Source organism: Affinundibacterium fentianense (assembly GCF_018139545.1).
Taxonomy (GTDB): Bacteria; Pseudomonadota; Gammaproteobacteria; order Burkholderiales; family Burkholderiaceae_D; genus Undibacterium; species Undibacterium fentianense.
On sequence record NZ_JAGSPJ010000005.1, the window covers coordinates 378,670 to 391,862 of the forward strand.

Sequence of the window (13,193 nt, forward strand, 5' to 3'; positions counted from 1 at the left end):
TAATGGTTCAAACCATGTCAGGCAAATAGTGGTGTTGAAATACGGTCGGGATCTGACACTTGCGCAAAAAAACGAAGCATTCAATACATCTCCATCATTTCTCCATGATTGTTTGAGTCAAAAAAATCAAGCAAGTCGATTTCTACTTGCGTTAGGCTAAACTGATGGGTTCCAATCTAAGGATAATGTAGATCAGCGCAGATTTTTAAACAAAGGTGAACAATGGAAAGCCAAGAAACCCTGCCGTTTCTTCGAGAAACAATCTTATTCTTAACTTTGGCAGGAATATTGATTCCTTTGCTGCAGCGCTATCGAATCAATCAAGTTTTGGGATTTTTGTGTGTTGGTTTGTTGTTTGGGCCACATGGCTTAGCACAGTTTGATGAGCATATTCCTTGGTTGCGTCACATCGCTTTTCACGGCGATGAAGAGATGCATTCGCTGGCTGAGCTAGGCGTCATGTTCTTGATGTTTTTAATTGGATTAGAGCTATCGGTGGAGCGACTTTGGAATCTTCGCCGCTGGGTTTTTTTGGGCGGTGGTGCGCAATTATTATTGAGTGCGGTATGTATCGCGATCGGTGCTTATGTATTTGGAAATTCGACGAAAGTATCGATCTTACTTGGGTTGGTTTTGTCACTCTCTTCGACCGCAATGGTGATGCAATTTTTAACGCAACAGCGGCAGTTGCCGAGTCCACTCGGGCAGGCCAGTTTTTCCATTTTGATGATGCAGGATTTTGCGGTTGTCCCGCTTTTGATTTTGGTTGACCTGTTGGCAAGCAATGGCGATATGAATATGTCGGTTGTCGTTGCACTGACGCTGCTTAAATCAGCCGGCGCCGTGTTGGCGATTTTTTTTGTTGGACGACGAGTGCTTGGACCGGTATTTTGTTATTTTGCGAAGCATCGACAGCCTGAAGTGTTCATGGCATTAACCTTATTGGTGACTCTCGGCATTTCGGCTTTGACTGCTGCCGCCGGATTGTCTTTGGCTCTCGGTGCATTCTTAGCTGGCTTATTATTGGCAGAAACCGAATATCGACATGAGGTTGAGGTAACGATAGACCCATTTAAAGGCTTGTTAATGGGGCTGTTTTTCATGTCTGTCGGGATGGGAATCGATCTGAGTGCGTTGATGCGTAATTTTGTGTGGATTACTTTTGCAGTGTTGGGGTTATTTTTTATTAAAGCAGGCGTGGTGACGTTGATTATGCGCAAAGGCGGTTTAAATTGGGGTAAGGCGTTAGAGGGAGGGACATTGTTGGGGCAAGGAGGGGAGTTTGCATTTGTTATCATTGGTGTCGCAACCACAAATCAAATCTTTTCGAAGGATTTATCGCAATTCATGTTGTTGGTGGTAAGTCTGAGTTTGTTGTTGACGCCAGCTTTTGCGAAGTTTGGGCAACTAGTCGGTGAGCGTATTGATAAGTACTTGCAAAAAAACTCCCCTCCTATTATTGAGTCAGTACCAACAGAATTAAGTGCCCATATAGTGATTGCGGGCTTCGGTCGTGTTGGTCAACTTTTGGCACAGGTCTTTGAACAACAGGGTGTCGCTTATATAGCGATTGAGCATGACGCCCATGCTGTCGCGCAATTGCGGAAAAAAGGAAAGCATGTCTTCTATGGAAACGCAGCGCGTCCTGACTTGTTGCGCAAGATGCATATGCAGCATGCGACCGCATTTGTTGTCACCATGGATCAGCCTAACGCTGCGATGCATGCGGTCAAGGCGGCTAGGTCTGAGTATCCAAATTTATTGATATATGCGCGTTCCCGCGATGAAATTCATGCAAGGGAGTTACACGAAGCGGGCGCTTCCGCAGTGGTTCCTGAGACCTTGGAAGCAGGATTGCAATTGAGTTTTTTTGCGCTAAGTGCGCTGCATGTGCCAGACCAGCAGATTACGGCAATTCTTGATCAAGAACGTGAGGCTCGTGTAGCCGGACAGTAGCCCGACATCCTTCGCTTCACGTAGTGGAGTTGACTTTATATTGTTCGCGGCAATGGACGGAAGCGATAGTGTTCTTGTGAGAACAAATCAATGCCACACTGTAGATTGTCGATCCAGTCCAAGAAGGCTGGAATCGCTTCACCCATCAAGTAGCGACCATGCTGGGGTACTAGCATGTTAATTTCCATTTGACGCACCATATTGACCCAAAAACGACAAACCTTATTGGATACCATATACCGTTTGTGAAAACCACTCATGGTATGCAACTGATCATAAAACTCGGCCTTGGTGGTGATGGGTGTTTTTATACTTTGGGCATCGACTAAGGAGGCGCCCATATCGCCCGAAAATAATATTTTTGAAGTGCTGTCATAAAACTGAAAATTGCCTTCCGCGTGTAAAAAGTGCGCCGGAATCGCATACAGCGTTGATCCTGGCATGGGGACAGGCATGCCTTCATCCGGGATACCGATGATACGACCATCGGCGCGATTTAAATTGCAAAAATGTGGGACGAAGCGCGCCCACAACTGCGAAACATAGAGGTGGCAATCCGTACTGTAAAGCCACTTATCCAAAGCACCAATAATGTCAGGATCTTGATGGGAGGCAAATAAATACTGAAGATTTTTCTTCGGTAGGTATTTTTGCATTGCGAGGGTTAAGGCGTTGTAGGTGATATTGCCTGAGGGATCAAGCAATGCGCCAGCGCCATGCGATACGATCAAAAATTGGTTGGCCTGTACCGCATCTTCTGCAGAGCCCGTCACCAAGTCATTAAACATGATGCAGCTGTGATTGCCATTATTGAATAATTCGATCGCCACGGCGTCCCCAAAATAAATGTCGTTTAAATCCTGATTCTAGGATAGAAATTGAGACCATTTTTGATTTGGATTAAGAATTTGCTGTTCCTGTCGCATATTTGTTAAAAAACGAAAAGATTTATCCAATTCAGGTGGTAGTTGATGATCATTTCAATAATGGACTTGTTCGGGTCACTATGCGTCACGTGACTTGTTCTTCTGCATTTTGGTTTGCTTTTCTCGTTGCGATTTGCTGTTGAATGATTTGATAAATGGCGTCGCGATTCAGCTTCCCCATTGCATTTCGAGGAATTTCTTCAACGATAAAAATGATCTTCGGTGCCCGCATGCCAAGGCGTTCATGACAGAAAACCCTTAATGTTTCAGCTGTGTCTTCGACCAAATTTTTGAGTTGGACGGCACAGACCGGAATATCCTGCAAGTTCTTCGACGGCAAAGGAAGTGCTACGGCATCCAAGACATTTGGATGGGCACTAATCGTTGCTTCAATTTCAGCTGGATAGATATTGACGCCGCCCATATTCATCATGTGGTCGGCTCGACCAAAAAAGACTAATTGACCATCAGCGGTGAGCTTACCCAAATCACCAGGAATGAAGACGTCTTGTCGGAATGCACGTTGGCTTGCGATTTGATCATCCATGTAGGCGTGTACCATCCCTGGACTTTGGATGGCGATCAAACCGATTTCGTCAACTGGCAATGCGTTTCCTTTTGCATCCAAAATACGAATTTTGACGCCATCCAACGGCAAGCCAACAGTACCCGGTACTGTATAAACTTCTGGCGCCATCGCATCTGTGATCGGGCCGGTCTCGGTACAGCCATATCGAACGACTAAGTGCTCAGTGAGAGTATGTTTGATCCGTTGGCGCAGGCTATCGCTGACGGTTGCTCCCGCCGGAACCAGTGCTCGCAGACTTGGGAAAACAGGCAAATTCGCCGGATCTGCACGCGTGATAATTTGTTCTAAGCGGTTGACCGCCGCATACAGAATTGTCACTTGATATTTTTTGCAAAATTCAGTAGGGCGAAGTTTCTCTTCGGATGAAAACGCGATACTCGCACCAGAAAACAAGGCATTTAGGCACTGATTTTTTGTCGAAGGAAAGTCTAGGTGGGACAACCATGCTGCCGTATCAAGTGGACTAGTCTTTATTCTTGAGCTGTACAAGGGCATACGAGCTAAACAAGTGGCGTGACTGACTGGTATCATTTTAGGTTTGCCAGTCGACCCAGAACCAGTGATGATTAGCCAAGGTGCCACTGGTTCAGGATCTCGGATTTTGAAATTTACAGTTTTGATTGTTTTGGAAATAGTGGAAAGTTCAACTAGGACATGGCGCACATCTTGGTGCTGGAATGTGTCGACGTCACCCAATAGAAAATTCGCGTGGGCTTGCTGCAATAATTGCGCTTCCGCGAGTTGTGGGGACGGTGTAGGGACAGAAACCACGGTCGCTCCTAATCGCGCGCAGGCTAGCATGCATATCAGAACTTTGATTTCACTTTCAAAGCGCAGCGCAACCACGTCAGTTTTATGGATGCCCTGTTCGTGCAGGTACATGGCGGTTTTCCAAACCATGCTGTCGAGTTGAGAATAGCTGATATTGGAGCGGCTGCGCTTAATTGCAATCGCATCTGGATGTTGTTTTGCTTGGCGGATCAAAAGATCGGTAATGTTTTGAGCGTTCATATTGCCTGTAAATTCATGCGCCATTTGGCGCACTGTAATGATGTCGTGGGGTCATAGACACTGCCGACTCGCATACTCGATTGTTGTTATGTCTCGATTTTCAACGCGGCAGAAATGCTGATTGCTTGGCTCGCTCGACCGATTAAAAAGCGATGGAGCAAGCCAAATTGTGGTTCGACGAGGATCAGTAACCCAAAGCGCGACCGTCTGGATTACGTGGATCAGCGTAGGCTTCAAAGCCCTCTGGAGTTACTTTGATTGTTTGGGTCCTACCCATAGACCTGCCAATGCTAAATTGATGTCCTTTTTGTTTGAGAATTTCCAAGGTGTCGGCATTAAATCCACGTTCCAAGCGTATCGTGTCGGGTTCCCATTGATGGTGAATTCTCGGTGCAATCGTGGCTTCCGCAGCATTCATTTGATGGTCAATGACGTTCAGTATGATTTGTAAGGTCGTTGTGATGATGCGGCTACCGCCAGGGCTGCCAGTGACCAAATACGGTTTCCCGTCCTTCAAAACCATCGTTGGTGTCATTGAGCTCAGTGGACGTTTATTTGCTGCTACTGCATTCGCTTCGCCTCCGATCAGACCAAATGCGTTCGGGACTCCAGCTTTGACAGAAAAATCGTCCATTTCATTGTTTAAAGTGATACCGGTGCCAGTGGCGACGATGCCACTGCCAAATAGGAGATTTAAGGTATAGGTAGTTGCGACCACATTGCCAAAGCGATCTGCCACTGAGAAGTGCGTTGTTTGATCGCTCTCATAGGGAAGCGGCTTGCCAGGCTTGATTTGGGTCGAGGGGGTGGCACGACGTAAATCGATCTTCTTCACTAATTCTTCCGCATACTTTTTCGACGTTAATCCTGCGACAGGGACTTTGACAAACTCAGGGTCGCCTAAATACTCCGCGCGATCTGCGTAGGCTAATTTCATCACCTCAGTCATTTCATGGATAGTCTGAGCGCTGTTTAATCCTTGTTGACCCAAAGGGAAGTGTTCGAGCATGTTTAACATTTGAATTACATGAACACCACCAGAACTCGGTGGCGGCATAGAAACGACCTGATAGCCACGATAGTTGCCTGTGACAGCCTGACGTTCGATGGCGCGATAGTTTTTCATATCTTCGGCTGTGATGAGACCACGATGCTGCTTCATTTCGGCAACGATTTTTTGTGCAATTTCTCCTTCGTAAAACACCTTGGGTCCATGTGCGGCAATCAAGCGTAAAGATTGTGCGAGATCTTTTTGTACCAATCGTTCACCCGCTTTCAAAGGTCGATCACCTTTGAAAAAAATTGCGCGACTGGATGGCCATTTGCCTAATTGCTTACGGCTTGCTTCAAGAAGTTGGGCGAGATAAGGCGTCACTTCGAAGCCAGCTTCTGCTAATGCAATCGAAGGTTCCAGCAATTCTTTGAGTGACATAGTACCGTATTGGCGTAATGCTAGGTCTAAACCTGCAACTGTGCCAGGTACGCCAACCGCTAAGTGGCTCGAGGTGGAGCTGCCAGGGATAATATCGCCGCCATTGTTTAAAAACATGTCGCGATGGGCTAATGCTGGTGCCAGTTCGCGGAAATCAAGAGCAATATCTTTTCCACTTTTTGCATCGTGTATTAGCATGAAGCCCCCGCCGCCAATATTGCCGGCGTGAGGTAATACAACCGCTAGGGCAAATCCAACTGCCACAGCGGCATCAATCGCGTTCCCTCCCTTTTTTAAAACATCGAGACCTATTTGCGATGCCAACACTTGTTCGCTCGAAACCATGCCATTTTTTGCTCTTATTGGACTAACGATATCAAAGCTCGTGTCGTATTGAATTTGTGCCCCAGTCCCTTGTGCAAAGCTGTGTTGAACGGGGGTAATAATGGAGGCCGCAATCGCTGCAGCGATAATGGTAAAGCGAATAGGATTGAGAAAAGACACAGGTGTTCCTTCATCTAGATGAGTGACGGCGATAGTGCGCTTGGGAGGCTTTTTGTAAAAACATACAGCCCTTGCCATAAGGCATGAATTGTCGCTAAGTCTCGCAAAGATGTCGAGGGCAGAATATCGATTTTGTCTCTAAATAAAAAATTAAAAATTCTTTTTGTAATGTGATGATCGGCGGGAGTTTAATTGGTGCGATGGCCCAAGTGTCCAAGTGCTATGATGGGAATTGCTATGTATTTGATGTCACGAGTGATTTCAGCGAAATGAAAGATGCGTCCCAGCACGAGCGAACGATCAATTGTTCTGAGCGAACATTTTGACAAAAAAAAGCCACCGGCGAGGGTGGCTTTTCAATTTAAAAGATAAAGCTTTTAAATTATTTTGCGTCAGCTTCTGCAGAAGCTGCACCAGCTGGTTTAACAGCGATTGCAACTGTCGCATCATCACCGTGTACAACAGCAGAAACGCCTTTTGGCAATTTCAATGCAGATACGTGTACAGATTGACCAGCTTCAACTTTAGACAAATCAACTTCGATGAATTCTGGCAAGTCTGCTGGCAAGCATTCTACGTCCAATTCAACGGCTACGTGGCTGATAACAGCAGCAGACAATTTAACCGCAGGAGAAACTTCTGCGTTAACAAAATGCAGAGGCACTTTTACGTGGATCTTTTTGTTCGGATCAACGCGTTGGAAGTCAGCGTGCAATACCAATTGTTTAAACGCGTGCATTTGGAAATCGCGCAACAATACTTTTTCTACTTTGCCATCAACATCCATATCGAGAATGGAAGAGTGGAATACTTCTTTTTTCAATGCATGGAACAATGCATTGTGATCCAAAGAGATATTCACTGCTGGCTCTGTACCACCGTAGATGATGCCAGGTGTTTGACCAGCATTACGCAGGCGGCGGCTCGCTCCGGTGCCCTGTTCTTTACGTGCAAATGCGACTACTTTCATTTTAATACTCCAAAATAAGCAATGTATTTCAAATTAACATTGCGTTGACTTTCCCGCGACCAGGAAAGTGAAAAAGCGGGTCAGTATTAAAAAACTGACCCGCCGAAAACCGTTTCTTTATTCAGAGAACAAAGAAATAACAGATTCGCCTTTAGTAATGCGGCGGAAAGTTTCCGCTAATAGACTATCACATGACAATTGACGGATCTTAGGGCAAGCTTGTGCAGCGGCAGACAGTGGAATTGTATCGGTGACCACTAATTCGTCTAATGGCGAATTGTTGATACGATCAATCGCTGGGCCAGATAAAACAGGATGTGTGCAATATGCCAACACTTTTTTCGCGCCACGTTCTTTTAATACTTCAGCTGCTTTGGTCAAAGTGCCCGCAGTATCAACCATGTCATCCATGATCACGCAGTTACGACCTTCAACTTCGCCGATGATATTCATCACTTCGGATACATTGGCTTTTGGACGACGCTTATCAATAATCGCCAAGTCACAACCTAAACGTTTTGCCAAAGCACGGGCACGAACTACGCCACCGACGTCAGGTGAAACCACTAATAAATCATCATAATTCTTGGCAACCAAGTCACCCAGCAGAATAGGTGATGCATAAATATTATCTACTGGAATATCAAAGAAGCCTTGGATTTGATCTGCATGCAAATCCATAATCAATACGCGACCAACTCCTGCTTCTTCCAACATATTGGCGACCACTTTGGCAGAAATCGCAACCCGCGCAGAACGTGGACGGCGATCTTGACGTGCATAACCAAAGTAAGGGATCGCAGCGGTAATACGACCAGCTGAAGCGCGCTTTAACGCATCGACCATCAACATGATTTCCATCAGGTTGTCGTTTGTTGGTGCACAAGTCGATTGCAACACGAAAACATCTTTACCGCGGACGTTTTCGTTGATTTCGACCATCACTTCGCCATCAGAAAACTTGGAAACGTCTGCTTTACCGAGGCGAATACCGAGTTGCTTTGCAACACCTGCTGCTAAAGCAGGATTGGCATTACCAGTAAAGACCATCATGTTGTCGAGAGGGTGTGCCATGAGATCACCTAAGGGAATAAAAAAGCCACTTCAAGAGAACAATACTCAGTATCACTTTTTAAATTCTTGTTGTAATGATTACTGAAAATACCGCCGTAAAAAACCGAAAAGCCGCCGCATCATTTTGTATGCGGCGGCTTGGGAATTAAATGGCAGGGGAAAAAGGATTCGAACCTTTGCATGCCGGAATCAAAATCCGGTGCCTTAACCAGCTTGGCGATTCCCCTACACAACCGTTTATCAATTGCTTACTTCGTTTTTGATAAGCAGCGAAGCCGCTATTTTATATCGAAATCAGCAATCAACCAAATTTTTTATGCTGCAATCTATAAATTAATCTTTGAATTTATAGGGTGTTGACTAAGTGCTTTTGCAGTCCATGACTTCCAGCGATTTGGTACTTTGCTTTGTATTGATTTTGCAGTTTCTTCATCTGCAAATGAGCAAAATACACAAGAACCAGATCCGGTCATTTTCGCATCTCCGATGTTTAATTCAAACTGCCTTAACCAATCGATGGCTTGTTGAATTTCGGTATGCAAAGCACAAGCAACAGCTTGCAGATCATTTTTCCATTCAACTTTCGCTGCATTGGAAAAGTCCGTTATTTTGACGGGCTTCGTGTTTCTTGTCAACTCTTTGGCTGAAAATATTGTCGGGGTGGGTACATGCACGCCTGGTTCTATCACAAGAAACCATCGTTCCGGCGTTGCAAGAGAGGTCATTTGTTCGCCGATTCCCTCAACAAACGCATTTGTGCGACCAATAAAAAATGGTACGTCTGCACCAAGCTGGAGTCCCAGATGCATTAATTCTGCTTCTTGGAGATGGCAGCCCCACAAATAATTCAAGGCGAGTAAAGTGGTTGCTGCGTCCGATGAACCGCCACCGACGCCACCTCCCATCGGTAAGACTTTATGGAGTTGAATATCCGCGCCAAGTTGACTATTCGAATATTGTTGCAGAAGCCTTGCCGCACGGACGCATAGATCGTCATTTTCAGGGACGCCATGAACCGAATTGATGCGCTTAATCTGGCGGTCGTTACGCACATAAAAATCTAAAGTGTCGCAACGATCGATTAGCTGAAAAACGCTTTGTAGAAGATGATAGCCGTCGTCTCGACGCCCGATAATGTGCAAAAAAAGATTGAGTTTTGCAGGCGCGGGGCAGCCTAATAGTACAACTTCGGAAGACATGTCTTATTTCCATTCTGTGATGATGCGGACTTTAATTTCACCCATGTCCTCAGTGTTTCTCTGTAGGTCGATGCGTTTGGGTCTGGTCACGCCATCAACGTCTTGCCAGCTGACAAATTGCACCATCCAACCTCGCGATTGTATGGTCGTATAGTCTTGCGCAAGAACCATTTGCGGCTGGCCTTTTTCGTCGAAATGCAAACCTTGTAACCACGCTTTGAGGCCTTGTGCAGGAATCGACCAAGCAAAGTTCTCAGACAGTAATTGCTCGATATTTTGCGCATAGCGTGGTGGCTGCTTCGCCTGCTCAAGGCGAGCACCTTCGCTATTTTCAAAGATTGTCGCAATTGTTTGCCCTAAAGGAGAGCGCAAATGAATCTGTAGATCTTGTGAAGTTTGCTGCCATTCAAAGCTACCAGTGAGTGTTTCTGTCGCTTCATTTTGCTGATATTGAACGGAAATCCGTCCATTTAATTGAAGATCGTTTTGCCATTGTCGATGGATATTCGTTTTGGATGTCAGTAATGGCTGCGTTGTACTACATGCCACGAAGGAGAGACAACAAGTGAATATACATAGAAATCGTAACAATGAGCGAGTGAAGCAGTTTCTCAGATCGAATTTGTATGAGTAAATAGAGTTTGGCACGTTCGATTTTCCAGCGTAGTTGACTGTGTTGTGTCCTTTGTAAGACAACGTGACTACACCGCGAGGGAGCGTCACGATGATGACAAACTAAGGTAAATTCACGGTTAATCTAAGTAAAGTGCTCTTCAGAATGGCACTTTGCGGATCCTTTTGGCGCGCTTCTACAAAGAGACGGATAGCTTCATCTTTTCTATTTTGTATCCATAAAACTTCAGCCAGATGAACCGCTACGTCGGCGTCTTTGCGCATACTGAGTGAGCGGCGTAAGAAATGTTCCGCATCTTCATATTGTTTAAGCCGAAATTTAATCCATCCTAGGCTATCGAGAATGTAAGGGTCGTTGGGATTCAAACGATTTGCGGTTTCTATTAGGGCGTGCGCTTCATCGAGATTGAGATTGCGATCTGCGTAAGAATAGCCAAGAGCGTTATATGCCAGCGCGTTGCTTGGAGCGATTTGGATTAATTGCTTAAGTGCGAGTTCCATATCTGAGAACTGTTTTAGACTTTCCGCTAACATCGCAAAATCATAAAGAAGTTCGGCACTACCTGGGAACTCTCCCAATGCCATTTGCAGCACAACAAACGCTTCTGTCACTTGTCCCGCATCACGCATGATCTGTGCTTCGGTTTGAAGCAACAAGATCTGCTCACTGTCTTTTGTCGTCGCAATGTTCTGCAAGAACTGGCGAGCCTCAAGGAATTTGTTATCACTTGCCAATAGTTGTGCTCTGCGCATTTGAATATTGAACCAAGCGGGGTTTTTCCCGTCATTGAAAGGGATTTTGCCTAGCCATTGATCCGCATTGAGCTTATCCTTTCGCTGAAGGGCGATTTGTGCCAAGCTAAGGTAAGCAGAACTGGGGTCATCGTTTTCGCTGATTTTTGTGAGAAATTCATGAAAATACTTTTCTGCGGTGTTAAGTTGTCCAGCCTCCAATTCAATGCTCCCTAAGCTGTAAAGAATCTGGGCGTGCGTCAGGTCAACCTTGCCTGGCGTTTGCAAAAAATCGAGGAATTCAGTTCTTGCTGCGTCGAATTGCTTACTATCGACTAGCATGCTGGCATAGGCTAGACGTACATCTTTGGCAGCAGGATATTGCTTAAGGAAGTCCGCAACCAATTGAAAGCTAGTCGCTTTTTCGCTTGCTTGGGCCAGCGTTAAGATCGCTAATTCTGAGTCAGGCGACATACTCAGCGCAGTCTTTGCTTCTTTCTGCGCTCGTTCAAGATTACCACTACGATACGCTGCTCGCGACAAGGCAATATGACTTTGAATTAAATTCATGTCTTCAGAAAGAATTTTTTCTAAAGTAGTGAATGCAGCTTGTTTATCGTTCAGATGATTCAGGCTACGCTGAATTTGAAATATCAAGTTGCCACGCTCTTGAACATTGCTTGACTTGAGTGCGAGTACGAAAAATTTTTCAATTTCGGCATAGTCATTCTTGACAACCATTAAGCTTAAATAATTTTGCGCAGCTTCTTGCGAGCCGGTGTCAAGTTCTTGCCAAAGACGATTCGCTGCAATTGCCTCTTCTAATTGTTGTACTGACATCGCAATTTCTGTTGCGCGCTTGGCAAATCGAGGGTCTCTAGTTTGTTGGGCTAAGCCCAGTATCGTGACAAATGCACTTTGCCACTCACCACGTTGCAAAGCAATTTCAGACGCTGTAACTTTGTACATAATATCTTTTGCCTGTGTATTTTCCGAGTTTGCATTGTGATCCTCAGGAACTTTGACCGCTTTGCTTTTTTTATTGATTGGCTTACTGAGAGGAATTTTATCTTGCGAAGAAGGGGTTTGCGCTTGCACAATTGTGGAGCTACAAAACAGAAGAGAAGCACTTGCAAGTGCGTGGTAAGCAACACGTTGGGTTAATTTCATGCGATTCCATCAATTTAAAATAAGCAATGCTCGACAGATTACAAGTCTTTTGTCTTGTCGGTACAATAGATTTGCACTGCCTCAGTTCGGAAGTGATTTTACGCTGAAACGTGCAGCCAATTGTGTCAACTTGTATATAAGCTGTAAATGAAGTTTGCGTTCAAGGAGTGATATGCCTGAATTACCGGAAGTTGAAGTTACCCGTTTAGGCGTTAGTCCGCACGTCATCGGGCAACAAATTACGGCGCTGATTTTGCGCCGTGACGGATTGCGATGGCCATTTCCATCGGATCTCAATACAAAATTAGTCGGTAAGGAAATTTTATCTGCGGGGCGACGCGGTAAGTACTTATTACTACATTTTCCCCATGGAAGTTTATTGATTCATTTGGGAATGTCGGGCAATTTGCGGGTGATGCCGAGCGACACACCCCCACAAAAACATGATCATGTTGATATTATTATGGGTAAGCACATGCTTCGACTAACTGATCCGCGCCGTTTTGGTGCGGTTCTTTGGCATGATCAAACGGACGGATTGCTGGAAGAGCACGTGTTGTTGAGACATCTTGGAGTCGAACCGTTGACCGATGATTTCACCGACGATCTCCTATTTCGGCAGACTCGGCAACGCCAAGCTGCAATTAAACAAGTCTTGCTTGCTGGAGATATCGTAGTTGGTGTCGGGAACATTTATGCCTGCGAAAGTTTGTTTCGTGCAGGAATTAACCCTAAAACGGCGGCGCACAGAATAGGCCTTAAGCGCTATCAAAAATTGCGAGTTGCGATTCGTAGTATTTTGGCCGAAGCGATTGTAAAGGGAGGGAGCACGCTGAAGGATTTTGTCGGTGCCGATGGCAAGACGGGCTATTTTCAGCAAACTTATTTTGTTTATGACCGCGCTGGCGAGCCTTGCCGTATTTGTCAAGGGACAATTAGACACATCGTGCAAGGGCAGCGAAGTAGCTTTTATTGTGTAAATTGTCAAAAATAAGCC

Annotated in this window: 10 protein-coding genes and 1 tRNA gene; 2 read left to right on the plus strand and 9 right to left on the minus strand. The window is 45.4% G+C overall.

Translation table 11 applies throughout. The features are described 5' to 3' along the window. The first annotated feature begins 222 nt into the window (after positions 1 to 222). On the plus strand, positions 223 to 1,956 hold the full coding sequence (locus tag KDM90_RS13505) for a cation:proton antiporter domain-containing protein (protein WP_212676128.1): 1,734 nt from the start codon (positions 223 to 225) through the stop codon (positions 1,954 to 1,956). A 35-nt stretch (positions 1,957 to 1,991) separates the two neighbouring features. On the opposite strand, the gene KDM90_RS13510 is transcribed toward KDM90_RS13505, so the two are convergent. The 9 genes from KDM90_RS13510 to KDM90_RS13550 form a co-directional block, all read right to left on the minus strand. After that, a complete protein-coding gene (locus KDM90_RS13510) occupies positions 1,992 to 2,786 on the minus strand; it encodes an oxygen-binding di-iron domain-containing protein (protein ID WP_329605324.1) in 795 nt (264 codons plus the stop codon). A 181-nt stretch (positions 2,787 to 2,967) separates the two neighbouring features. Continuing rightward, positions 2,968 to 4,482, minus strand: coding sequence for a class I adenylate-forming enzyme family protein (locus KDM90_RS13515; RefSeq protein ID WP_212676129.1), 1,515 nt, complete (start codon positions 4,480 to 4,482; stop codon positions 2,968 to 2,970). A 184-nt stretch (positions 4,483 to 4,666) separates the two neighbouring features. Then, entirely contained in the window at positions 4,667 to 6,361 is a 1,695-nt protein-coding gene (gene ggt / locus KDM90_RS13520) for a gamma-glutamyltransferase (protein WP_438947440.1), read from the minus strand. 439 nt (positions 6,362 to 6,800) lie between these two features. Next, positions 6,801 to 7,388: a 50S ribosomal protein L25/general stress protein Ctc gene (locus KDM90_RS13525; RefSeq protein ID WP_212676131.1), complete on the minus strand. Its 588-nt coding sequence runs from the start codon at positions 7,386 to 7,388 to the stop codon at positions 6,801 to 6,803. Between the two features lie 117 nt (positions 7,389 to 7,505). Continuing rightward, the gene (locus KDM90_RS13530) at positions 7,506 to 8,462 is read right to left on the minus strand and encodes a ribose-phosphate pyrophosphokinase (protein WP_212676132.1); all 957 of its coding nucleotides are present in this window, start codon (positions 8,460 to 8,462) and stop codon (positions 7,506 to 7,508) included. 150 nt (positions 8,463 to 8,612) lie between these two features. Continuing rightward, a tRNA-Gln gene (locus KDM90_RS13535) sits at positions 8,613 to 8,689 on the minus strand. 99 nt (positions 8,690 to 8,788) lie between these two features. After that, positions 8,789 to 9,661, minus strand: a complete 873-nt coding sequence (gene ispE / locus KDM90_RS13540; protein WP_212676133.1) for a 4-(cytidine 5'-diphospho)-2-C-methyl-D-erythritol kinase — start codon at positions 9,659 to 9,661, stop codon at positions 8,789 to 8,791. Between the two features lie 3 nt (positions 9,662 to 9,664). Beyond that, positions 9,665 to 10,210 (minus strand): outer membrane lipoprotein LolB, encoded by a 546-nt coding sequence (locus KDM90_RS13545; RefSeq protein ID WP_212676134.1) that lies wholly within the window; start codon positions 10,208 to 10,210, stop codon positions 9,665 to 9,667. A 186-nt stretch (positions 10,211 to 10,396) separates the two neighbouring features. Continuing rightward, positions 10,397 to 12,196, minus strand: a complete 1,800-nt coding sequence (locus KDM90_RS13550; RefSeq protein WP_212676135.1) for a tetratricopeptide repeat protein — start codon at positions 12,194 to 12,196, stop codon at positions 10,397 to 10,399. A gap of 172 nt (positions 12,197 to 12,368) precedes the next feature. Between KDM90_RS13550 and mutM the strand changes: the two genes are divergently transcribed. Next, positions 12,369 to 13,190 (plus strand): bifunctional DNA-formamidopyrimidine glycosylase/DNA-(apurinic or apyrimidinic site) lyase, encoded by an 822-nt coding sequence (gene mutM / locus KDM90_RS13555; protein WP_212676136.1) that lies wholly within the window; start codon positions 12,369 to 12,371, stop codon positions 13,188 to 13,190. Positions 13,191 to 13,193: the final 3 nt, after the last annotated feature.

Bases quoted from the DNA above. Each gene is read 5' to 3' on its own strand.
- KDM90_RS13505 (WP_212676128.1), top strand. From the start codon at position 223: ATGGAAAGCCAAGAAACCCTGCCGTTTCTTCGAGAAACAATCTTATTC.
- KDM90_RS13530 (WP_212676132.1), bottom strand. From the start codon at position 8,462: ATGGCACACCCTCTCGACAACATGATGGTCTTTACTGGTAATGCCAAT.
- ispE (WP_212676133.1), bottom strand. From the start codon at position 9,661: ATGTCTTCCGAAGTTGTACTATTAGGCTGCCCCGCGCCTGCAAAACTC.
- KDM90_RS13525 (WP_212676131.1), bottom strand. From the start codon at position 7,388: ATGAAAGTAGTCGCATTTGCACGTAAAGAACAGGGCACCGGAGCGAGC.
- KDM90_RS13550 (WP_212676135.1), bottom strand. From the start codon at position 12,196: ATGAAATTAACCCAACGTGTTGCTTACCACGCACTTGCAAGTGCTTCT.
- KDM90_RS13515 (WP_212676129.1), bottom strand. From the start codon at position 4,482: ATGAACGCTCAAAACATTACCGATCTTTTGATCCGCCAAGCAAAACAA.
- mutM (WP_212676136.1), top strand. From the start codon at position 12,369: ATGCCTGAATTACCGGAAGTTGAAGTTACCCGTTTAGGCGTTAGTCCG.